Source organism: Arthrobacter sp. HMSC08H08 (assembly GCF_001807575.1).
Lineage (GTDB): Bacteria > Actinomycetota > Actinomycetes > Actinomycetales > Micrococcaceae > Pseudoglutamicibacter > Pseudoglutamicibacter albus.
In genome coordinates this window covers 47,863-67,188 of record NZ_KV789371.1, presented here as the reverse complement: position 1 = coordinate 67,188, position 19,326 = coordinate 47,863, and the positions used below count along the sequence as shown (strand labels likewise).

Annotated in this window: 19 protein-coding genes and 1 tRNA gene; 14 read left to right on the top strand and 6 right to left on the bottom strand. The window is 60.5% G+C overall.

What is annotated here, in order from left to right:
• Positions 1–40 precede the first annotated feature (40 nt).
• The 4 genes from HMPREF3175_RS00300 to sdhC are packed head-to-tail and all read right to left on the bottom strand — an operon-like array spanning position 41 to position 3,486.
• On the bottom strand, positions 41–817 hold the full coding sequence (locus tag HMPREF3175_RS00300) for a succinate dehydrogenase iron-sulfur subunit (RefSeq protein WP_070490029.1): 777 nt from the start codon (positions 815–817) through the stop codon (positions 41–43).
• Complete coding sequence (sdhA, locus tag HMPREF3175_RS00295; protein ID WP_070490026.1) at positions 817–2,604, bottom strand: succinate dehydrogenase flavoprotein subunit; 1,788 nt, start codon at positions 2,602–2,604, stop codon at positions 817–819. Before sdhA ends, HMPREF3175_RS00300 begins: the two co-directional genes overlap by 1 nt.
• A 34-nt stretch (positions 2,605–2,638) precedes the next feature.
• Positions 2,639–3,091, bottom strand: a complete 453-nt coding sequence (locus HMPREF3175_RS00290) for a succinate dehydrogenase hydrophobic membrane anchor subunit (RefSeq protein WP_035754922.1) — start codon at positions 3,089–3,091, stop codon at positions 2,639–2,641.
• 2 nt (positions 3,092–3,093) lie between these two features.
• Complete coding sequence (gene sdhC, locus HMPREF3175_RS00285; protein WP_083289317.1) at positions 3,094–3,486, bottom strand: succinate dehydrogenase, cytochrome b556 subunit; 393 nt, start codon at positions 3,484–3,486, stop codon at positions 3,094–3,096.
• A 278-nt stretch (positions 3,487–3,764) separates the two neighbouring features.
• Between sdhC and HMPREF3175_RS00280 the strand changes: the two genes are divergently transcribed.
• From HMPREF3175_RS00280 to ilvA, 14 genes are all read left to right on the top strand, one after another.
• On the top strand, positions 3,765–4,895 hold the full coding sequence (locus HMPREF3175_RS00280) for a mannose-1-phosphate guanylyltransferase (RefSeq protein WP_070490024.1): 1,131 nt from the start codon (positions 3,765–3,767) through the stop codon (positions 4,893–4,895).
• Positions 4,896–4,943: 48 nt separating this feature from the next.
• A complete protein-coding gene (locus tag HMPREF3175_RS00275) occupies positions 4,944–6,143 on the top strand; it encodes an amidohydrolase (RefSeq protein WP_035754925.1) in 1,200 nt (399 codons plus the stop codon).
• 29 nt (positions 6,144–6,172) lie between these two features.
• Positions 6,173–6,991, top strand: a complete 819-nt coding sequence (locus HMPREF3175_RS00270; protein ID WP_070490022.1) for a DedA family protein — start codon at positions 6,173–6,175, stop codon at positions 6,989–6,991.
• Positions 6,981–7,400 (top strand): MazG nucleotide pyrophosphohydrolase domain-containing protein, encoded by a 420-nt coding sequence (locus tag HMPREF3175_RS00265; RefSeq protein ID WP_070490020.1) that lies wholly within the window; start codon positions 6,981–6,983, stop codon positions 7,398–7,400. The genes HMPREF3175_RS00270 and HMPREF3175_RS00265 overlap by 11 nt, the downstream gene beginning before the upstream one ends.
• 80 nt (positions 7,401–7,480) lie before the next feature.
• Positions 7,481–8,761 (top strand): phosphopyruvate hydratase, encoded by a 1,281-nt coding sequence (gene eno / locus HMPREF3175_RS00260; protein ID WP_070490018.1) that lies wholly within the window; start codon positions 7,481–7,483, stop codon positions 8,759–8,761.
• A gap of 185 nt (positions 8,762–8,946) precedes the next feature.
• Entirely contained in the window at positions 8,947–10,065 is a 1,119-nt protein-coding gene (locus HMPREF3175_RS00255) for an FtsB family cell division protein (RefSeq protein ID WP_070490016.1), read from the top strand.
• Positions 10,066–10,119: 54 nt separating this feature from the next.
• Positions 10,120–10,848: a DUF501 domain-containing protein gene (locus HMPREF3175_RS00250; protein ID WP_070490014.1), complete on the top strand. Its 729-nt coding sequence runs from the start codon at positions 10,120–10,122 to the stop codon at positions 10,846–10,848.
• The gene (locus HMPREF3175_RS00245; protein WP_070490012.1) at positions 10,849–11,799 is read left to right on the top strand and encodes a Ppx/GppA phosphatase family protein; all 951 of its coding nucleotides are present in this window, start codon (positions 10,849–10,851) and stop codon (positions 11,797–11,799) included.
• Between the two features lie 47 nt (positions 11,800–11,846).
• Positions 11,847–13,235 (top strand): NAD(P)/FAD-dependent oxidoreductase, encoded by a 1,389-nt coding sequence (locus HMPREF3175_RS00240; protein WP_035754932.1) that lies wholly within the window; start codon positions 11,847–11,849, stop codon positions 13,233–13,235.
• Between the two features lie 62 nt (positions 13,236–13,297).
• Positions 13,298–13,370, top strand: a tRNA-Leu gene (locus tag HMPREF3175_RS00235).
• Between the two features lies 1 nt (position 13,371).
• A complete protein-coding gene (locus HMPREF3175_RS00230) occupies positions 13,372–14,022 on the top strand; it encodes a peptidyl-tRNA hydrolase (protein WP_070490010.1) in 651 nt (216 codons plus the stop codon).
• A gap of 120 nt (positions 14,023–14,142) precedes the next feature.
• Positions 14,143–15,147, top strand: coding sequence for a Bax inhibitor-1/YccA family protein (locus HMPREF3175_RS00225; protein ID WP_070490008.1), 1,005 nt, complete (start codon positions 14,143–14,145; stop codon positions 15,145–15,147).
• An 87-nt stretch (positions 15,148–15,234) separates the two neighbouring features.
• A complete protein-coding gene (locus tag HMPREF3175_RS00220; RefSeq protein ID WP_083285496.1) occupies positions 15,235–16,593 on the top strand; it encodes an AI-2E family transporter in 1,359 nt (452 codons plus the stop codon).
• Between the two features lie 155 nt (positions 16,594–16,748).
• Positions 16,749–18,008: a threonine ammonia-lyase gene (ilvA, locus tag HMPREF3175_RS00215; RefSeq protein ID WP_035755019.1), complete on the top strand. Its 1,260-nt coding sequence runs from the start codon at positions 16,749–16,751 to the stop codon at positions 18,006–18,008.
• Positions 18,009–18,132: 124 nt separating this feature from the next.
• On the opposite strand, the gene greA is transcribed toward ilvA, so the two are convergent.
• Both greA and HMPREF3175_RS00205 read right to left on the bottom strand, forming a co-directional pair.
• Complete coding sequence (gene greA, locus HMPREF3175_RS00210) at positions 18,133–18,621, bottom strand: transcription elongation factor GreA (RefSeq protein WP_035754933.1); 489 nt, start codon at positions 18,619–18,621, stop codon at positions 18,133–18,135.
• Positions 18,622–18,820: 199 nt separating this feature from the next.
• Positions 18,821–19,279, bottom strand: coding sequence for a DUF4307 domain-containing protein (locus HMPREF3175_RS00205; protein ID WP_070490003.1), 459 nt, complete (start codon positions 19,277–19,279; stop codon positions 18,821–18,823).
• Between the last annotated feature and the right edge of the window lie 47 nt (positions 19,280–19,326).

Here is a 19,326-nt window from a genome sequence, read left to right as displayed (position 1 = left end):
ACGTTTGAGGGGCTCAGCCCTACGCGTTCATCCTGTCACCTTAGATTGTGCGGTTCAGGATTGCGCGCTTGACCTCAGCGATAGCCTTCGTCACCTGAATGCCGCGTGGGCATGCCTCGGTGCAGTTGAAGGTTGTGCGGCAACGCCACACACCTTCCTTATCGTTGAGAACCTCAAGACGCATATCCCCGGCCTCGTCACGTGAGTCGAAGATGAAGCGGTGAGCGTTCACAACTGCTGCAGGGCCGAAGTACTGGCCGTCGGTCCAGAAGATCGGGCACGAGGTGGTGCATGCAGCACACAGGATGCACTTGGTCGTGTCATCGAAGCGTGCGCGCTCTTCCTGGGACTGCAGGCGCTCACGCGTTGGAGCGTTGCCTTTGGTCACGAGGAACGGCATGACTTCACGGTAGGACTGGAAGAACGGTTCCATGTCCACGATGAGGTCCTTCTCGACTGGCAGGCCCTTGATCGGCTCAACGGTGATTGGCTTGGAGGTATCCAAGTCCTTGAGCAGGGTCTTGCAAGCCAGACGGTTGCGGCCGTTGATGCGCATAGCATCGGAGCCGCAAATACCGTGTGCGCAGGAACGACGGAACGAAAGCGAACCGTCCTGATCCCACTTGGCCTGGTGCAGAGCATCCAGAACACGGTCGGTGCCGTACATGGTGAGCTTGAACTCATCCCAGCGGGCCTCGTCGGAGACCTCCGGGTTGTAGCGGCGGACCTTCAGGGTGATATCGAACTGCTCGATTTCGCCGGAATCGGAGCCAGCAACCTCAATCTTGGATGCTGGTTCAGCAACGTTGGTAGACATCAGTACTTACGCTCCATTGGTTCGTAGCGGGTGAAGACAACCGGCTTGGTATCGAAACGCAGGCCGCGAGTGCCGTCAATGTTGGCGGACTCGTCCTTGTAGATCATGGAGTGCTTCATGAAGTTCTCATCGTCACGGTTCGGGTAGTCCTCGTGGTAGTGGCCACCGCGGGATTCGTGACGGTGCATAGCAGCAACAGTCATGACCTCGGCAAGGTCGAGCAGGAAGCCGAGCTCGATCGCTTCGAGCAGGTCCAGGTTGAAGCGCTTGCCCTTGTCCTGGATACCTACCGACTTGTAACGCTCACGCAGCGCCTCGATGTCATCGAGAGCCTGCTTCATGGAGGCCTGAGAACGGAACACCTGCATGTTGGTGTCCATGGTCTGCTGCAGCTCTGCACGGATGTGTGCAACGCGCTCCGGGCCGTCGTTGTGCAGAGCGTGGTTGATCTGCTCTTCGACAAACGCGGTCGGGTTCTCTGGGACGGCAACGAACTCGGCATCGCGAGCGTAAGCTGCCGCGTTGATACCGGAACGCTTACCGAACACGTTGATGTCCAGAAGCGAGTTGGTGCCCAAACGGTTGGAGCCGTGGACGGAAACGCAAGCGACCTCACCTGCGGCGTAGAGGCCCGGCACGATCGTGTCGTTATCCTGGAGAACCTCGCCCTTGACGTTGGTTGGGATACCACCCATGACGTAATGAGCGGTCGGGAAGACCGGCACTGGCTCTGTGTAAGGCTCAACACCGAGGTAGGTGCGTGCGAACTCGGTGATGTCCGGGAGCTTCTCGTCGATGTGGGACGGCTCGAGGTGGGTCAGGTCGAGCAGGACGTAGTCCTTCTTCGGGCCGGCACCGCGGCCTTCGCGAACTTCCTGAGCCATCGAACGCGCCACGATGTCACGTGGTGCGAGGTCCTTAATGGTTGGTGCATAACGCTCCATAAAGCGCTCACCGTCACCGTTACGCAGCACGCCACCTTCACCGCGGGCAGCCTCGGAAAGGAGGATGCCGAGGCCTGCGAGGCCGGTTGGGTGGAACTGGACGAACTCCATGTCCTCAAGCGGCAGGCCTGCGCGGAACGCGATCGCCATGCCGTCACCGGTGAGGGTGTGAGCGTTCGAGGTGGTCTTGAAGATCTTGCCTGCACCGCCGGTTGCGAAGACAACCGACTTAGCCTGGAAGACCTCGATCTCACCAGTTGCCAGATCGTAGGTCACCACACCTGCAACGCGCTTCTGCTTGTAGGCGGTGCCGTCCTCACGGGTTGCGTCCTCTTCGGTCAGCAACAGGTCAAGAACATATACCTCGTTGAAGAACTCGACGTTGTGCTTAACGCAGTTTTGGTAGAGGGTCTGCAGAATCATGTGACCCGTGCGGTCAGCGGCGTAGCATGCACGGCGGACCGGGGCCTTGCCGTGGTCGCGGGTGTGGCCACCGAAGCGACGCTGGTCAATCTTGCCCTCTGGGGTGCGGTTGAACGGGAGACCCATCTGCTCAAGGTCGATCACCGCGTCAATGGCCTCTTTAGCCATGATCTCTGCGGCATCCTGGTCAACCAGGTAGTCGCCACCCTTAATGGTGTCGAACGTGTGCCATTCCCAGTTGTCCTCTTCAACGTTGGCCAACGCTGCACACATACCGCCCTGAGCGGCACCGGTGTGAGAACGGGTTGGGTAGAGCTTAGTCAAGACCGCGGTGTGTGCACGCTGACCAGCCTCGATGGCTGCGCGCATGCCGGCGCCGCCGGCACCGACGATCACGACGTCGTACTGATGTACCTGCATTCGTGTTTTCCTTTTCGAAACGTCAGGGGGCTACTCAGGCGCCGCACACGGCGAGAGTCGAGCCAGGGATGCATGGATCAAAGGTGAAGATGACCAAGGTGCCGAGGATCACCGTGAAGATCGAGGCGATGTAGAGGATCGTCTTGAGCCAGAAACGGGTGCGATCCTTCTCAGCGTAGTCATTGATGATGGTGCGAACACCGTTGGTGCCATGCAACATTGCCAGCCACAGCATCGTCAGGTCCCAGAACTGCCACAGCGGGTTAGCCCACTTACCGGCAACGAAACCGAAATCGATAGCGGCTACACCGTCGCCCACCAGCAGGTTGGTGATGAGGTGGCCGAAGATCAGTACGATCAGGACCACGCCCGAGAAGCGCATGAACAGCCACGCCATCATCTCGAAGTTGTTGCGAGACTTACGTGACCGGTTGTACTTCGGGTCAATTCGTGGGGAACGGGGAGCTTCAATCTGTGCAGTAGCCATGATTAGTTACCCCCAAAGAAGTGGCTGAACACGAGGGCCAAGTGACGTGCAGCGAATGCGGCGACGGTCACGACCCACAGGACGATGACGCCCCAGAAGAGGCCGCGCTGGATCTTGGTGCCCTGCTTCAGGAAGTCAACCAAGATCAAGCGGACACCGTTGAAGGCGTGGAACACGATCGCGGCGACTAGCGCGAGCTCACCGAGAGCCATGATCGGGTTCTTGTACGCGCCAATCACGGCGTCGTATGCGCCTGGGTCAATGCGAACCAGGGCGGTGTCCAGAACGTGGACGAGCAAAAAGAAGAAAATAACGACACCGGTAACGCGGTGTCCCACCCATGACCACATGCCTTCACGGCCGCGATACAGGGTGCCAGAAGATGTCTTCGACACTGATCTACCTCCAAGACCACCGGGCGTATGTGCCACTTTGGGCACAATTTCGGGTGCGCGCCGATGTCAGCGTTCCTATCTAGACTAATGCACTTTGAGTTTGCGTGCCGAGTGCTTGGCCGCCAGTGTGATCTGCGACCCTTAAATATGTCGGTTGCTTCATGGGCGCATGTCATCTGGGTGAAATATACACGCCAAAGCTTTCCTAATACTTTGGTCTACTTCGACTCATCCTTCGGTAGGACGCCGGTCACATCATCTCGGGTAGTGTGATGCAAATGATGAAGAATAAAGGGTTTTCGGGCGATGTCATGGAACGCTTTTACGGCGTCATCCCTGCAGGCGGGACGGGCACTAGGCTTTGGCCGCTCTCTCGTGCAGCAGCCCCTAAGTTCCTGCATGACCTCACAGGCTCCGGAACAACGCTGATCCGCTCGACGTACGAGCGTCTCTTGCCTTTGATGAATGACCGTGTCCTGGTCGTCACAGGCCGCGCACATGGAGACGCGGTGCGCCGGCAGATCACTGAGCTTAAAGAGCATGACCTCGTGTTGGAGCCTGAACCGAAGGATTCGGCTGCCGCGATCGGTTTGGCGGCAGCGATCCTCAATAAGTGCGACCCGGACATCATCATGGGATCGTTCGCGGCCGATCAGGTGATCACTCCGGAAGAACAGTTCCGTGAGGCAGTCACTGAAGCGGTGCATATCGCCGCGACCGGCAAGATCGTCACGATCGGCATTACACCTACCTACGCTGCAACCGGTTTCGGTTATATCCGCACCGGCGGCAAGCTCGATATCCCTGGTGCACCGAGCGGCCGGAAAGTCATCGAATTCGTTGAGAAGCCAGGCGGGGCCGCAGCACAGCGCTACCTGGCCAGCGGTAGCTACCTCTGGAACGCCGGAATGTTCGTAGCCCCGGTGGGGCTCATGCTCCAGCACCTACGGGAAAACGAGCCAGCGCTTGCCGCAGGGCTTGAAGAGATCGCTGACGCGTGGGGAACTGAGCGTCAAGAGCGGGTCCTCAACGAGGTGTGGCCGGGCCTACCTAAAACCGCGATCGACTACGCGGTCGCCGAGCCTGCCGCGCTAGCCGGTGATGTTGCGGTGGTCCCAGGCGAATTCACGTGGGACGACGTCGGCGACTTCGCCGCCCTGGGCCGGCTCAACCCTGCCGAGGATGACACACGCGTGAAAGTCCTGGGCCACGGAAGCCGCGTCTACGTCGATGACTCCTCCGGCATCGTGGTTTCTGATACGAACCGCGTGATCGCGTTGATCGGCGTTGAAGACGTTGTCGTGGTCGATACTCCGGACGCGCTTCTGGTGACCACAAAGTCCCATGCACAGCAGGTTAAGGATGCAGTTAACGCGTTGAAAGCTCACGGTCAAACGGACGTACTCTGAATCTAGAGGCACCTACTCTGATTGAGAGACAAAGAGGAGAGATACGCCGTGACATCTCAAAGGCCCGCCCCTGATACCGCTGAGCACATCGAGGACCTGTTCGATACCCTCGTCGCATTCCGCCGTGAAGTCCACGCTGACCCGGAGCTCTCTTTCGAAGAATTCCGTACCACAGACCGGATCGTAGAAGCGCTTGAAAAAGCCGGGCTGGAGCCGGTCCGCCTCCAAGACACCGGCGCCTACGTCGATATCGGGGAGGGGCCTTTCGCGATCGGTTTACGCGCCGACATCGACGCGCTACCCGTCACGGAAGTGACAGGCCTGGAGTTTGCATCCCAGAACAAGGGCGTGGCACACGCGTGCGGCCACGACGTCCACACCACGGTGATGCTCGGCGTTGCGCTGGTTCTGCACCGCCTGAACACCGAAGGCAGACTCAACGCCCGGGTTCGGGTGATCTTCCAGCCTGCTGAAGAGAAAATGCCAGGCGGGGCTAAGAAGGTCATCAAGCAAGGCGTAATCGATCCGTTGCCGCGGCTTGCGGCCCTGCATTGCGAACCCCGTATCCTCGCCGGCCGCGTCGGCACCCGCATCGGCGCGATCACCTCGGCATCTGACACGATCCGTATCCGCCTGCACGGGCGCGGCGGTCACACCTCCCGCCCGCACCTGACCGAAGACCTCATATACGCGATGGCGCAGATCGCACTCGGCGTTCCGGCGGTCCTGAGCCGCCGCATCGACGTCCGCTCGGCCGTATCGGTTGTGTGGGGTCAGATCAACGCAGGTAACGCGCCGAACGCGATCCCGGCGTTCGGGACCCTATCCGGCACGATGCGTTGCCTCGACGCTTCAGCTTGGGACCAGGCAGGAGAGCTGCTGGATCAGGTCATCAAGCAGGTTGCAGCCCCGTACAACGTCGAGGTCGAGCTCGAACACATCCGCGGAGTCCCGCCGGTTGTCAACGCGGAAACCGAAACCGCGCTCATCGAGGAAGCCGCGCGCCAAGAGATCGGCGGCGAGGCCATCGAACTCATGCCGCAATCGATGGGTGGCGAAGACTTCGCGTGGATGACGATGCGGAAGCCAGGCGTACTGATGCGTCTGGGTACACGCAGGCCAGGCGGGCCAGTGTATGACCTCCATCAGGGCGACTATGACCCGGATGAATCCGCGATCAAGACCGGTGTTGCCGTCATGACGCGCGCCGCGCTACTCGCGGCAGAGGAAGCCGCACACAAACAGTAAACACACTGAAAAGGGAAGAGCATGACGAGATGAGCCTCACCGGTCTAGTCATCGCCACAAAACTCGGCGAGACCATGGACATGATCAACGACTGGATTCTGCACGCCGCCACCGCATGGTGGGTGTTGCCCGTGGTTTTCATCATGTCTGTGATCGACGGGTTCTTCCCAGTGGTGCCTTCAGAGTCTTTGCTCGTTGGCTTGTCCTCGGTGTGGGCCTCTCAAGGGTTCTTGCCCGTCATGGTGCTCGCGTTAGTGGGTGCAATGGGTGCGTTCATCGGCGATCAGATCGCGTACTCGTTAGGCCGAGCCGTGGGCCGGCAAGGGTTCAAGTGGATGCGTAGGCCCGCGGTCGCGAAAATGCTCGTGACCGCAGAGAAACAGCTCGAAAAACGCGGTGGCGTGCTCATCTTCACGGCCCGTTACGTGCCGATCGGTCGCGTTGCCGTGAACTTCACCGCCGGGGCAACCGGGTATTCACGTAAAACGTTCATGCTGTTTGACGCGATCGGTTGCCTCATGTGGGGCGCATACTCCGTGCTGATCGGGACTGTGGCCGGCCAGTGGATGGAATCGAACCGCCTGCTCGGGATCATCATCTCCATCTGCATCGCGATGGTGCTCGGGTGGATCTTGGACCGCATCGTACACCGCGTGATCTGGCGCGTGAACCCTGAGTGGGAAGAAACCGAGCCGAAACCGAAAATCCCGCGCCGCGAAGTCCACATGGACCCAACCGAGCAGACGGACCCAACCCAGCAACAGGCCGAGCCGCGCGAACCGAAGCAAGCAGAGTCGCGTGAGCAGAAGCAAGCAGAGCGCAATCCGAAAGATCCAGATGAATCCTGATGATGAGAAGGTGACGGCCGCGCTTGAACGTGCCCGCGGCATCGTGCGTTTGCTGCGTAGCGAGTGCGGGTGGACGTCCGCGCTGACACCACAAAAACTGACTCCGTTCCTGATTGAAGAGGCACACGAAGTGCACGATGCGGTGGCTAGCGGGGCCCCGGATGCTGACTTGGTGTCCGAGCTGGGGGATGTACTGTTCCAAATCCTGCTCCACGCGGAGCTGGGCAGGGAGCGCGGCGCGTTTGATCTTGATGACATCGCTGATGCGCTCAGTGAGAAGCTGCTGCGCCGCAACACTCACCTGTTCAACGCGGACGGTTCGATGCGCTCGGATCCGCAACGTAGCGTGGAAGCCGCGGAAGCCGCGTGGGCGGAAGCGAAACGGAAAGAGAAATCGGCCCGAAGCTAACGGGCGGATACCATAGGAAGCGACGAGCGGCGCCATCACAAAGCCACGCGCCGTTGAATCATCAAAAGGAGCACAAACCAATGCCTCTGATTGACGCCGTTCACGCGCGCCAGGTCATCGATTCCCGCGGTAACCCAACTGTTGAAGCTGAAGTTCTTCTCACGGACGGCTCGCTGGGCCGTGCGATTGTGCCCTCCGGCGCATCCACCGGTGAGTTTGAAGCGGTAGAGCTCCGCGACGGCGACAAGAGCCGCTACCTCGGCAAGGGCGTCACCAAGGCCGTGGATAACGTCATCGACGTCATCGGTCCAGAACTGCAGGGCCTCGTTGCAACCGATCAGCGCGACATCGACCAGATCATGCTCGACCTGGACGGAACCAACAACAAGTCCAAGCTCGGCGCTAACGCACTGCTCGGTGTATCGCTCGCGGCAGCACACGCCGCTTCCGAGTCCTCGAACCTCCCGCTGTATAAGTACCTCGGCGGCCCGAACGCACACGTTCTGCCGGTCCCGATGATGAACATCCTCAACGGCGGCTCCCACGCTGACTCCGACGTCGATATTCAGGAGTTCATGATCGCTCCGATCTCTGCCCCAACCTTCTCTGAAGCGTTGCGTATGGGCGTAGAGGTGTACCACTCGCTCAAGGCTGTTCTGAACGAAAAGGGCCTCTCGACCGGCCTCGGCGATGAGGGCGGCTTCGCCCCGAACCTGCCAAGCAACCGCACCGCGCTCGATCTGATTGTCACCGCGATCGAGAAAGCCGGCTACACGCCAGGTGCTGACGTAGCGCTTGCACTCGACGTGGCTTCATCTGAGTTCTACAAGGACGGCGTCTACGTCTTCGAGGGTGAAAACCGCACCGCGGAGCAGATGGCCGACTACTATGCCGAACTCGTTGAGGCGTACCCGCTCGTCTCCATCGAAGACCCGCTGTATGAAGACGACTGGGCAGGCTGGAAGAACCTGACCGAACGCCTGGGTGATAAGGTCCAGCTGGTCGGGGACGACCTGTTCGTGACCAACCCAGAACGCCTCGAACGCGGCATCAAAGACGACACCGCGAACGCGCTGCTCGTGAAGGTCAACCAGATCGGTACCCTCACCGAAACCCTGGACGCGATCACGATGGCGCAGCGTGCAGGTTATGCATGCATGATCTCCCACCGCTCAGGCGAGACCGAGGATGTCACGATCGCCGACCTCGCGGTCGCAACCAACGCAGGCCAGATCAAGACCGGCGCCCCGGCCCGCTCCGACCGCGTCGCTAAGTACAACCACCTGCTACGCATCGAAGAAGAACTCGGCGAAGCCGCATCATACGCCGGCGCATCCGCGTTCCCACGTTTCAAGGCCTGATGCACGGCGAGGTTAGCCCGCAGGCCCGCCTCAGCTGAGTAGGATAGGAAACCACCGAAGCCTCACGCTTCGGTGGTTTCCTGCTTTCTCACCCCAGCTGGGTTGGCCCAGGAATGAAGGTGGGGGGGAGCCTCGCCTGGGAGCAGGCAAAGACTGGATGGATTGAGCGCCGAGAGGATGTGTCAATGAGCCCGCGACGCCCACGCGTTCCGCATGCGCACAGTGCACAGCAGGCGCGTAAATCTGAGGAAGCCCTGCGCCGTGCGCAACAGCGAGACCAAGAACTCCAGCAAGAGCGCGAGCGCCAGCTGAGGCAAGAGCGCGAACGTGAACGTGCCGAGGGTCAGCCACAGGGCCCTGCATCGCTTGCACAGGACACGTTTTCAGCCACCGCTAAAGGTGGCGACAAAGGCCAGCAGCGGGTTGAAGCCCAAGCAGGAAACAGCGCTAGCCAGCGTCGTTTAGCGAAGAAGCAACGCCGCTTAGAGAAAACCGAACGCCGCCGTGCACAACGCGAGCACGCACAGAAACTCGCGGAAGCCCGAGCCCAAGACACCGAAGAACGAAAAGCGCGATTCCACGCCCGCCAACAGCAAGCCAGACAGGAACCATCCCCGCAGGGCCAATCTCAGCAGAGTCAATCTCAACAGGGCCAAGCAAAGCAAGGGCAGGCTAAGCAAGAGCGCGGGTCACTGGCTGAGCCCCCGACGAAACCCGGCCGCGGTCTCCGAGCGGCAGCGATTCGACGCCGCAAAGCCCGCATCAACGATCGCCTCACGGAACGCGCAGCACTTCAAGGCGCGATCCGATCGACGGGTAAGCGCACCCCAGCCGAGAAGAACAAGCCAGCCCCGCAACAACCCGTTCCGGCTAAAAGCTTGTCGATGCGCGTCATCGTGCTCACCATCGTCATCGCGATCTCGGTGGTGACAGTGTTCCCAGCGCTCACAACCCTGGGCCAGCAGACCGCCGAACTCAACAAAGCCCGCGCGGACATCGCGAAGGCAAAGTCGGAACAAGAACGGCTCACCCGTGAGCTTAAACGCTGGGATGACCCGGAATACATTAGGCAACAGTCTCGCAACCGGCTCAATGTGTATGCGCCGGGGGAAAAGCTCTACGTCCCGGTGGGTAAGCCTGCTAAAAAGAAGCTCGCCTCAACCAACCACCCGAGCGGCTACCGCCAAGGGCTGCCGTGGGTCGAAGGGCTGTGGGATTCCACCGTGTCGCTAGGCGTCAACCCGACCACGCGCTTCCAGGACTCAGAGGAAAACGCTCAAGAGCCCGAAGGTGAAAAAGACTGAGTAGAAGTTGATCGGTGCAGGTATCGATAGGGCGGCACCGAGTGAGGAGAAGACATGACGACCCTCGCAGCAGAGGCGCTCAATAGCGAAGAGCGGGTCCCCACCGAGAAGGACGTTGACACCGTTTCGCGTCAGCTTGGCCGGCCCGCTCGTGACATCGTGGAGATCGGCGCTCGCTGCGTGTGCGGTAATCCTCTCGTGGCAACCACCGCGCCTCGTCTCAGCTCCGGTATCCCGTTCCCCACGACCTACTATTTGACGCATCCGGTCGCGACCTCGGCGTGCTCACGTGTTGAGGCTGAAGGCCTCATGGTCACGATGAACGAACAACTTTCTAAAGACCCTGAGCTCGCGAAAGCCTACGCAGCAGCGCACGAACACTATCTTGCGGTGCGGGATGCGATCGGTAAGCGCTCCGGCGTGGGTGAGGTCCCTGAGATAGCGGGAGTATCCGCGGGCGGGATGCCGGACCGCGTCAAATGTATCCACGTGTTGGTGGGGCATTCGCTGGCGGCTGGCCCGGGAACCAATCCGCTCGGCGACCAAGCTCTCGAAGCGATCGCTCAGTGGTGGCGCCCCGATGTCTGTTCGTGCCAAGGCGCGTGGGACACCGAAGGTCCCGCACCATCGAAAGACAAGTCCCGCCACGTGCGCACCCAAGCGGGTGACCCGGAGAAGAAGCGACTTGAACGAGCCGCCAAACGCGCGGCAGACGAGGCTAGCGACAACAGCAAGGCCGGCAGCAGCGCGGCCGATGGCACGAACCAGGCGGAAGGTAACTAGATGCGTGCTGCCGTCATCGACTGTGGAACGAACTCCGTCCGACTCCTGATTGCTGATATGACGGTCACTGACGGCGAGATCGAACTCACCGACTGTGTACGCACGATGGAGGTTGTGCGGCTCGGGGAGGGCGTGGACTCTCACGGCCGGGTCTCGGCAGAGGCCCTAGGCAGGCTTGCGAAAGCCCTCGATGGTTTCGCGGCCACGATCAAACGGTTCCAGCCGGAGCAGACCACGTTCGTGGCTACCTCAGCTACCCGGGATGCCGCCAACGCTGAGGAGGTGCACGATGTGGTGCGCCATCATCTCGGGGTCGAGCCGCGCGTCATCACGGGCGAGGAGGAGGCTCGCTTCTCGTTCACGGGCGCGGTCTCTGCGGTCGATGTGGCTCCGGTTGAGAATGTTTTGGTCCTGGACCTTGGGGGAGGGTCCACCGAGTTCGTGACCGGGCGCGGCGGCGAGGTGACTGCTGAAGTATCAACGCAGATGGGTGCGGTCCGTTACGCCGAGCGTTTCATGCATTCTGATCCGCCATCAGAGGAACAGAAAGAAGAACTCGCTCAGGCCGTCGGGGAGGTCCTGGCGGGGATCTCAGACACGATTGATTTCAGCTCGGTTGACAGGCTCGTGGGTGTCGCCGGTACCGTGACCACGGTGCTCGCTCACGCGCTCGACCTGCCTTCGTATGTCCCAGAACGCATCACCGGCGCCGCGATCCCCGTCCCGTTGGCGATCGCAGTGTGTGGCGAACTCGCATCGTTCTCTAAGAAGCGGCTCGCTGACCTGCCGTACATGCACCCTGGCCGGGTCGACATCATGACCGGTGGCGCGATGATCCTCAAAACGATCCTTGAAACCATCCAGGAACGCACCGGCGGGCGCGTCAAAGAGCTCGCGGCGAGTGAAAACGACATTCTTGACGGCGTTGCGATCGATCTCATGCGCCGCTGAGTGCCGCGTGAAGTTTGACAATCGCAGATCAGGCATAGAATGGAACTATGCCTAGCTCACAGCAACTGTCCCAACGCCCACGTACTCTTGTTGTTGGGGGTGGATACCTCGGTCTTTACGTTGCTAAGAACCTGCAGAAGAAGGTTCGTGCACTTGGCGGCGTCGTCACCGTTGTCGATCCGCTTCCATACATGACCTATCAGCCGTTCCTCCCGGAAGTTATGGGTGGATCGATCGAGCCACGCCACATCACGGTGCCTCACGCACGTTGGCTTCGTCACAGCGAGCTCGTGCGCGGCTCGGTAGTCCGCATCGACCATCAGGCGAAGGAAGCACTCGTCAAGGATGACAACGGTGAAGAGTTCACCATCCCTTACCAGGATGTAGTCCTCGCCGCTGGTGCGATCACCAAGACGTTCCCGATCCCGGGCCTTGCTGATGCCGGCATCGGGGTGAAGCGTGTGGAGGAAGCGATCTATTTGCGCGACCACGTGCAGGAACGCATCCAGTTCGCTGACAATACCGATGACCCGGTGGCGCGTAAGCGTGCGCTGCGTGTTGTTGTTGTGGGTGGTGGCTTCAACGGTGTTGAAACCATCTCCGAATTGCACGATGCGGCGGTTCTTGCCGCTAAGCGTTGCAACAACATCACACCGGCAGACCTTGACTTCCAGCTCGTTGAAGCGATGGGCAAGATCATGCCTGAGGTCCAGGAGGACTCCGCTAAGTGGGTTGTTGAGCACCTTCGCGACCGCGGTATCACCGTGCGCCTGAACACATCGCTCTCTGATGCGACCGACCGCCACCTCAAGCTCGTCTCGATGCCAGGTGGGGACCCAGTCGATGAGTTCGACGTCGACACCCTGATCTGGACCGCGGGCGTTCAAGCCAACCCGATGATCCGCGAAACCGACCTCAACGTTGAGCAGCGCGGCCGCCTGACCGTCGATGCAACGCTGCGTTGCGTTGATGCTGACGGCAACGTCATCGAAGGCGCATGGGGCGCAGGCGACATCGCGGCAGTCCCGGACCTCTCCGGTGGCGGCCTCCCAGACGGCACGTGCGTTCCGAACGCTCAGCACGCCGTCCGCCAGGCTCCTGTCCTGGCAAGCAACCTGCTGGCTGAACGCTACGGCCAGGGTGAGATTAAGGAATACAAGCACACCAACCTCGGTGCTGTTGCCGGCCTCGGCTACGGCAAGGGTGTCGCTAAGATCATCAAGTTCCCGATGCACGGCTTCCTCGCTTGGGCTGCTCACCGCGGCTACCACGGCATGGCGATGCCAACCATCGAACGTAAAATCCGCGTGTTCAGCGGCTGGATCAACCAGCTCATCGCTGGCCGCGACGTGTGGGGTCTGCGTAACGTGAACCGTCCGTTCGACGAGTTCCGTAAAGCAGCTTCCCCTAAGAAGAAAGCTGATGCTTCTAAGTAATTCTCATAGCGAGGCATAAGCCTCGCGCGTGCTCAGCGTCTAGCATGGCGCTGAGCACGCAAGCCCCCATAGCCCAATGGCAGAGGCAGAGGACTTAAAATCCTTTCAGTCTGGGTTCGAGTCCCAGTGGGGGCACGTGCCAGCTGTTGAACTGATTCAGCCGATCGCGGTCTTGAAAGACCCGGAGGCTTTAGCGACCCACGAAGATACGTGTCTTGCCGCGGCGCTCGCTTCCATCACAGCGTGGCTTGCTTTCCCGGATGACCCGATGTGGGGCCCGTGGCTTCACGGGCCCGACGGCCGGGGCGGCGGTCAAGGCAAAAGCGTGCGACGGGGCAAACCGAAAGACTTCCGTGCGCTTGAGAACGCCGGAGCGGTCATGGTGAGCGTCGGGACTGCTCAAGCGGCCGCGCTGGCCCCTACTGAATATCCGCTGACCGGCCGCATGAAGCAGCTGCAGGTTTCTGGAACCGAATTCGAACACGCCGGCGAGCCAACCGTTTACGGTGAGATGAATTCGCCGAAAATTCTGCACATCGGTATCGATACCGTATTGGGGATGTCCACGGGTAAAGCGGCCGCTCAGTCCGCCCACGCAGGGCTGACATGGGCGATGCAGTTGAGCCATGACGAGCTTGAAGACTGGATTGAACACGGTTTCCCATCCACGCTCATCCCGCTTGATCGCGATGGTTGGCGCACCACGGCAACGAACACGACAGTGGTGATCCGCGATGCCGGGCACACCGAGATCACACCGGGTTCGGTGACCGCGGTCGCCTGGTGAGCGAATGCGTACAGGACAGACGACCCTGTAAGATGGTTCACAGTTCCTTGGACGCGTGAAACGTCGCCAGGTGATCTGTGCGTGTTCGCGCCGCCCTAAGAAAAAAGAGGTAGAAAATTAATGGCTTTCCGCAGTAGCAACCCGGTTTTCAAAGAAGGAAACTTCCGCGAGAAGATGCGCAACGGTGAAGGCGCCGAAGCGATCCACGCGCCGTCAGCTGCAGATCTTGACCGTATGTATGGTGCGCCCTCGGCACAGCCGGGCCAGCAGCCTCCGCAGCCACCGCACGGTTATCAGGCCCCGCAGGGTAACCAGCCGCCGCAACCGCCAATGGGTTACCAGCCTCAACAGGGCTATCAGCAGCCTGACTACGCGGCTGGCGATCTAAGCGTCCAGCATGGTCAGGGTGGCCAGGGCGAGCGCATGGTCATGGGCGATGTGCTCAACAAGATGACCATCTTGCTCGGCCTGATCGTTGCTTCCGGCGCGGTTGCTTGGTTCATCGTGATGGGTACCGTCCGTGGCGCTATGAGCGGGGCGGGCGTAGGCGCACTCGGTGGCGCAATCATCCCTATGGTGGTTATCGCAGCGATCGGTGCTTTCGTGATCGCGATGATCAACCAGTTCAAGCGCGTCACCTCGCCGGCCTTGTCTGTTATTTACGCGGTCCTTGAAGGTTTCGTGTTGGGTGCGATCTCCGCGATCGCTGAAGTCGCTTACCCAGGTATCGCTCTGCAGGCCGTTCTCGGCACGATCCTCGTGTTCGCTGTCACCTTGGGCCTGTACCGCTCGGGTAAGTACCGCACCTCGCCACGCATGACCCGCATCGTGATGGTTGCGGCGATGGCTTACCTCGCGTTCTCCCTGGTCAACCTCGGTGTTGTTGTTTTCGCTGGCACCTCGATGCGTACCGGCGTGTTCGGTATGCTGATCGGCCTGTTCGCGGTGCTGCTCGCTACCTACTTCTTGGTCATGGACTTCGAGTTCATCCAGGGCGCGATCGAGCAGGGCGCACCGAAGCACGTTGCATGGACCGCGGCGTTCGGTCTGACGGTCACGCTCGTGTGGATCTACATCGAGGTCCTGCGTCTGCTGATGATCATCCGCGAAATGGTGGACCGCTAAACGCAGGACACCACAGCTGGGCACGCTCAGCGCATAAACCTCAAGCCACGGTATGCCAAAACATTTGTTTTGGCATACCGTGTTTTTATGCCCAGATCATCACCGAACCGTCTCCGCAAGGCGGGGGCGAGGTTTTCAGAAAAGCTCCGTAGCGTCCGCAACTCTATAGAGCAGCGCCGCGCGGAACTTAAAGCGGAGCAGGAACAGCCAGAGCGAGAGCCTGAACAGCCAGATGTAGCGGTGCCTAGCGATATCCCGCAACCGCTCAAGGTCACCGCGGGGTATGCGTGGCGCATCGGCGTCATTATTGTGGTGACGGTCATGATTCTGTGGGGCCTCAGCCGTGTAGCGGTGGTTCTGATCCCGGTGATGATCGCCGCACTACTGGCCGGCCTGTTGAGCCCTTTGAAGAAGCTGCTTGTGAAACTGCGGTTTCCAAACGGGCTGGCGACCTTCGGAGCGCTACTGATCTTCGCGGGCCTGCTCACTGGAGTTGTGTGGCTCGTGGTCGCGACCATGGCGCAAGGCGCTGAAAGGTTGTGGGCCGAGGCGATCGACGGCATCAACTCGATCCGCACTTGGTTGGCGACGGGCCCACTCAAGATCACGGATACACAAATCACGGACTGGGCCCAGGAGATGCTGCAGCGCCTGCAAGCGAATTCGCAGGATGTACTCAAGCAGGCCGCATCAGTGGGCACCACCGTGACCCATTTCCTCACGGGCCTCCTATTGACGATCTTCGCGCTGATCTTCTTCCTGCTGGATGGTCCGAAGATCTGGAAGTGGGTTGTCGGTCTTTTCCCTCGCCACACCCGTGCTGCCGCTGATGGGGCTGGCCGCTGTGGCTGGGCGTCACTGATTTCTTATATCCGCGTCCAGGTTGTGGTCGCGTTGATCGACGGTTTCGGCATCGGGCTGGGCGCCTACATCCTCAACGTTCCGTTGGCACCACAGCTGGGTGTGCTGGTGTTCCTGGGTGCGTTCATCCCGATCGTCGGTGCGTTCCTGACCGGCGCTGTCGCCGTGCTGATCGCGCTTGTAGCCCAAGGCTGGGTCGTCGCGCTGATCATGCTCGGTGTCGTGCTGCTGGTGCAACAGGTTGAATCCCATGTGTTGCAGCCGCTGATCATGGGCCGCGCAGTGAGCCTTCACCCGCTCGCTGTGGTGTTGGTGGTTGCGTGCGGCACGTTCCTGTGGGGCATCGCTGGAGCGCTGTTCTCGGTTCCTCTGGTGGCCATCATCAATAGCGTCGGCAAGTATCTCGCCGCGAAGGAATGGGAGCGAGACCCCGCGGTTGCCCACCACCGTAAAAATTCCAGGCAGAGTGACGTAAAAGCGAGCCACGAGCCAACAGATACATATGATGAACAAGAGCCCCGTCTCACCCCGCGCCCAGCTGATACCGCAGCCGAGCGGGACGGTGACGAGCAACAAAAACCATAGCTGCGCGGCAAAACTCAAAGCGCAGTGACCGCTGGAAACCTCAGCAACCAGGAGAAACTAAAGTAGTGACGAGAAACAGAGTAGTGACAGAGCAGGCACGTCAAGACGAATCGTCCACTCCTACAGAACCCACTCCCACCGAAGCGGCACCGACGATTCCTCGCGAAGACCCCACACGTAATCTTCCGGTGACGCTTGCTGATATTCGCCGTGCGGCTGAGGTGCTCGATGGCGTGGTTGAGAAAACTGGCCTGCATCACTCGCGTGCGTTGGAACTTCACACGAAGGCACCCGTGTGGCTCAAAGCCGAGAACCTGCAGCGTTCCGGGTCCTTCAAGGTCCGCGGCGCCTATGTGCGCATGAAGAACCTCACGGAATCCGAACGTGCCCGCGGCGTTGTGGCCGCATCGGCCGGTAACCACGCCCAAGGTGTAGCCCAGGCCGCATCCCGGCTCGGGATCAAAGCACGGATCTACATGCCGTTGGGCGTGGCACTACCTAAGCTCACCGCGACCCGCGATCACGGCGCCGAGGTCGTATTGCACGGCGACACTGTCGATGAAGCGCTCGCCGCAGCCGAAGAGTACGCGAAGGAAAGCGGCGCGGTGTTTGTGCACCCGTTCGACCACCCGGACATCATCGCGGGGCAGGGGACCATCGGTTTGGAGATCCTGGAGCAGTATCCAGAGGTCGAGACCGTGATCATGGGAGTCGGCGGCGGCGGCTTGCTCGCCGGGGTCGCGACCGCGATCAAGGGTCGGGCAGCTGAACTGGGTCGGGATATCAAGGTCATCGGTGTCCAAGCTGAGGATGCGGCGGCCTATCCGCCGTCGCTAGCCGCGGACGCGTTGGTTCCGCTCACGAAGGTCCGTACGATCGCCGATGGCATCGCGGTGGGCCGCCCCGGCCAGATGCCGTTTGAGATCATTCGTGAGCTCGTTGACGATGTCGTGACGGTCTCTGAGGACGCGCTGGCTCGCGCGCTCGTGTTCTTGCTGGAGCGATCCAAGCTCGTGGTTGAACCGGCCGGTGCCGTGGGGGTTGCGGCCCTGCTGGAGCACACGCTTGTCGATTCCGGAATTGAGCCTTCCAAGACGGTCGCGGTCCTCTCCGGAGGCAACATCGACCCGCTCCTCATGCTGAAAGTGATCCAGCGCGGTCTGGCTGCCGCTGGCCGTTACCTCACCATCAAGATGATGCTTCAGGACCGCGCGGGTGAGCTCGCAACCATATCCCGCATCATCGCCGAATGCGGCGCCAACGTGACCCGCGTGGACCACACCCGCATCGGCGGGGCGCTGTCGATGGGCGACGTCGCGATCACCATCGACATGGAAACCAACGGCCACGAACACTCCAACGAAGTGCTCGATGCGCTACGCGAGCACGGCTACGACCCACAAGTCATGCAGTAGTAGGCCCACAGCAGCCAAGCGGGCTGCCACCAGGGGCAGCCGATACGTGATGGGACAGCGTGAGGGGCGGTTCAGAGATCTGAACCGCCCCTCACGCATCAAGCTCGTTGAACTTAAACGGTGTTTAGCCTTCGAACGGGTGAGCCTCTACGATTTCGACCGGGATCTCCTTGCCGTTCGGGGCGGTGTAGCTCAGTTTCTCGCCGACCTTGCGGCCGTCGATCGCTTGCCCGAGTGCGGAATGATCCGAATACACGTCAAGATCGGTGCCGTCAGCGAGCTCGCGGTTACCGAACAGGAAGCGGGTCTCCATACCCGCGATGTTGGCGACAACCACCATGCCTGGCTCGACCACGCCGTCGTCTTGAGGGGTTTCACCCACCTGGGCGTTCTCAAGCAGCTGCTTCAAGTACACGATGCGGCCCTCGTTCTTCGACTGCTCTTCACGCGCCGCGTGGTAGCCGCCGTTCTCCTTCAGGTCGCCCTCGTCACGAGCAGCTTCGATACGCTCAAGGATCTCAGCCCGGTACGGGCCGGAGAGGTGCTCCAATTCAGCGCTCAGACGATCGTAGGCCTTCTGTGTCAGCCACACTTCTTCATGCTGAGACGTCATGAACACTCCATTTCGTTGAACCGCGCCCCAACAGCGCGGTGGTTAATTGCAAAAGAAAATACCCACTGGTTACCTTGACCGGACTGAAGCAGCGTCAAGCTAATCCCAGCGGGCACACTCGTTATCGCACGAGTCTAACGCGCAAAAGCGAACAATGGGAGCCACAACAGGCTAAATCTATGGAAAATTTGTGGCCGCGCTACTGGGTTCCTGTGCGCCAGCATGCTTCGTGGCCGGCCGTTACAGGCGTGAACGTGGTGCGCATCGGAACGGTTTTCTGCACGATGTAGCGATTGCCGGAACGCTCGGAACTTTCATCCGCTTGGAAACGGACTTCCCTGTAGCCGACCACCGAATAATCCTGGCTCAACGCACGCAAGCCGCACGTCACATCGGCCCCAGGATCCATGGTCACCGCAACCGTGACCTCAACGTTGCGGTCACTGATCAGCTGATACGAGATGTCCTTGGCATCGAAACTGCTTTGGAACCGAAGCGTCACAAAAAGCAGGTAGCCGGAAAGAAGCAGAATCCCGACCACCGCAACAATCCACCAGCCGCGCGTTGACAAACTACGACGCGCAGAACCATAGCGGTTCGCTAGGCTTGGAGATTGGCGAGTATCCTCGCCACCGATTTTGAGATCACCTGAGGACATGATGCCCCCATTCTATCTGGGGCATCGAAGGGGGAATCGCACCACCA

Coding starts and splice junctions, on each gene's coding strand:
- HMPREF3175_RS00300 (WP_070490029.1), bottom strand. CDS start 817: ATGTCTACCAACGTTGCTGAACCAGCATCCAAGATTGAGGTTGCTGGC.
- sdhA (WP_070490026.1), bottom strand. CDS start 2,604: ATGCAGGTACATCAGTACGACGTCGTGATCGTCGGTGCCGGCGGCGCC.
- HMPREF3175_RS00290 (WP_035754922.1), bottom strand. CDS start 3,091: ATGGCTACTGCACAGATTGAAGCTCCCCGTTCCCCACGAATTGACCCG.
- HMPREF3175_RS00280 (WP_070490024.1), top strand. CDS start 3,765: ATGATGAAGAATAAAGGGTTTTCGGGCGATGTCATGGAACGCTTTTAC.
- HMPREF3175_RS00270 (WP_070490022.1), top strand. CDS start 6,173: ATGAGCCTCACCGGTCTAGTCATCGCCACAAAACTCGGCGAGACCATG.
- HMPREF3175_RS00265 (WP_070490020.1), top strand. CDS start 6,981: ATGAATCCTGATGATGAGAAGGTGACGGCCGCGCTTGAACGTGCCCGC.
- eno (WP_070490018.1), top strand. CDS start 7,481: ATGCCTCTGATTGACGCCGTTCACGCGCGCCAGGTCATCGATTCCCGC.
- HMPREF3175_RS00255 (WP_070490016.1), top strand. CDS start 8,947: ATGAGCCCGCGACGCCCACGCGTTCCGCATGCGCACAGTGCACAGCAG.
- HMPREF3175_RS00250 (WP_070490014.1), top strand. CDS start 10,120: ATGACGACCCTCGCAGCAGAGGCGCTCAATAGCGAAGAGCGGGTCCCC.
- HMPREF3175_RS00245 (WP_070490012.1), top strand. CDS start 10,849: ATGCGTGCTGCCGTCATCGACTGTGGAACGAACTCCGTCCGACTCCTG.
- HMPREF3175_RS00240 (WP_035754932.1), top strand. CDS start 11,847: ATGCCTAGCTCACAGCAACTGTCCCAACGCCCACGTACTCTTGTTGTT.
- HMPREF3175_RS00225 (WP_070490008.1), top strand. CDS start 14,143: ATGGCTTTCCGCAGTAGCAACCCGGTTTTCAAAGAAGGAAACTTCCGC.
- HMPREF3175_RS00220 (WP_083285496.1), top strand. CDS start 15,235: ATGCCCAGATCATCACCGAACCGTCTCCGCAAGGCGGGGGCGAGGTTT.
- greA (WP_035754933.1), bottom strand. CDS start 18,621: ATGACGTCTCAGCATGAAGAAGTGTGGCTGACACAGAAGGCCTACGAT.
- HMPREF3175_RS00205 (WP_070490003.1), bottom strand. CDS start 19,279: ATGTCCTCAGGTGATCTCAAAATCGGTGGCGAGGATACTCGCCAATCT.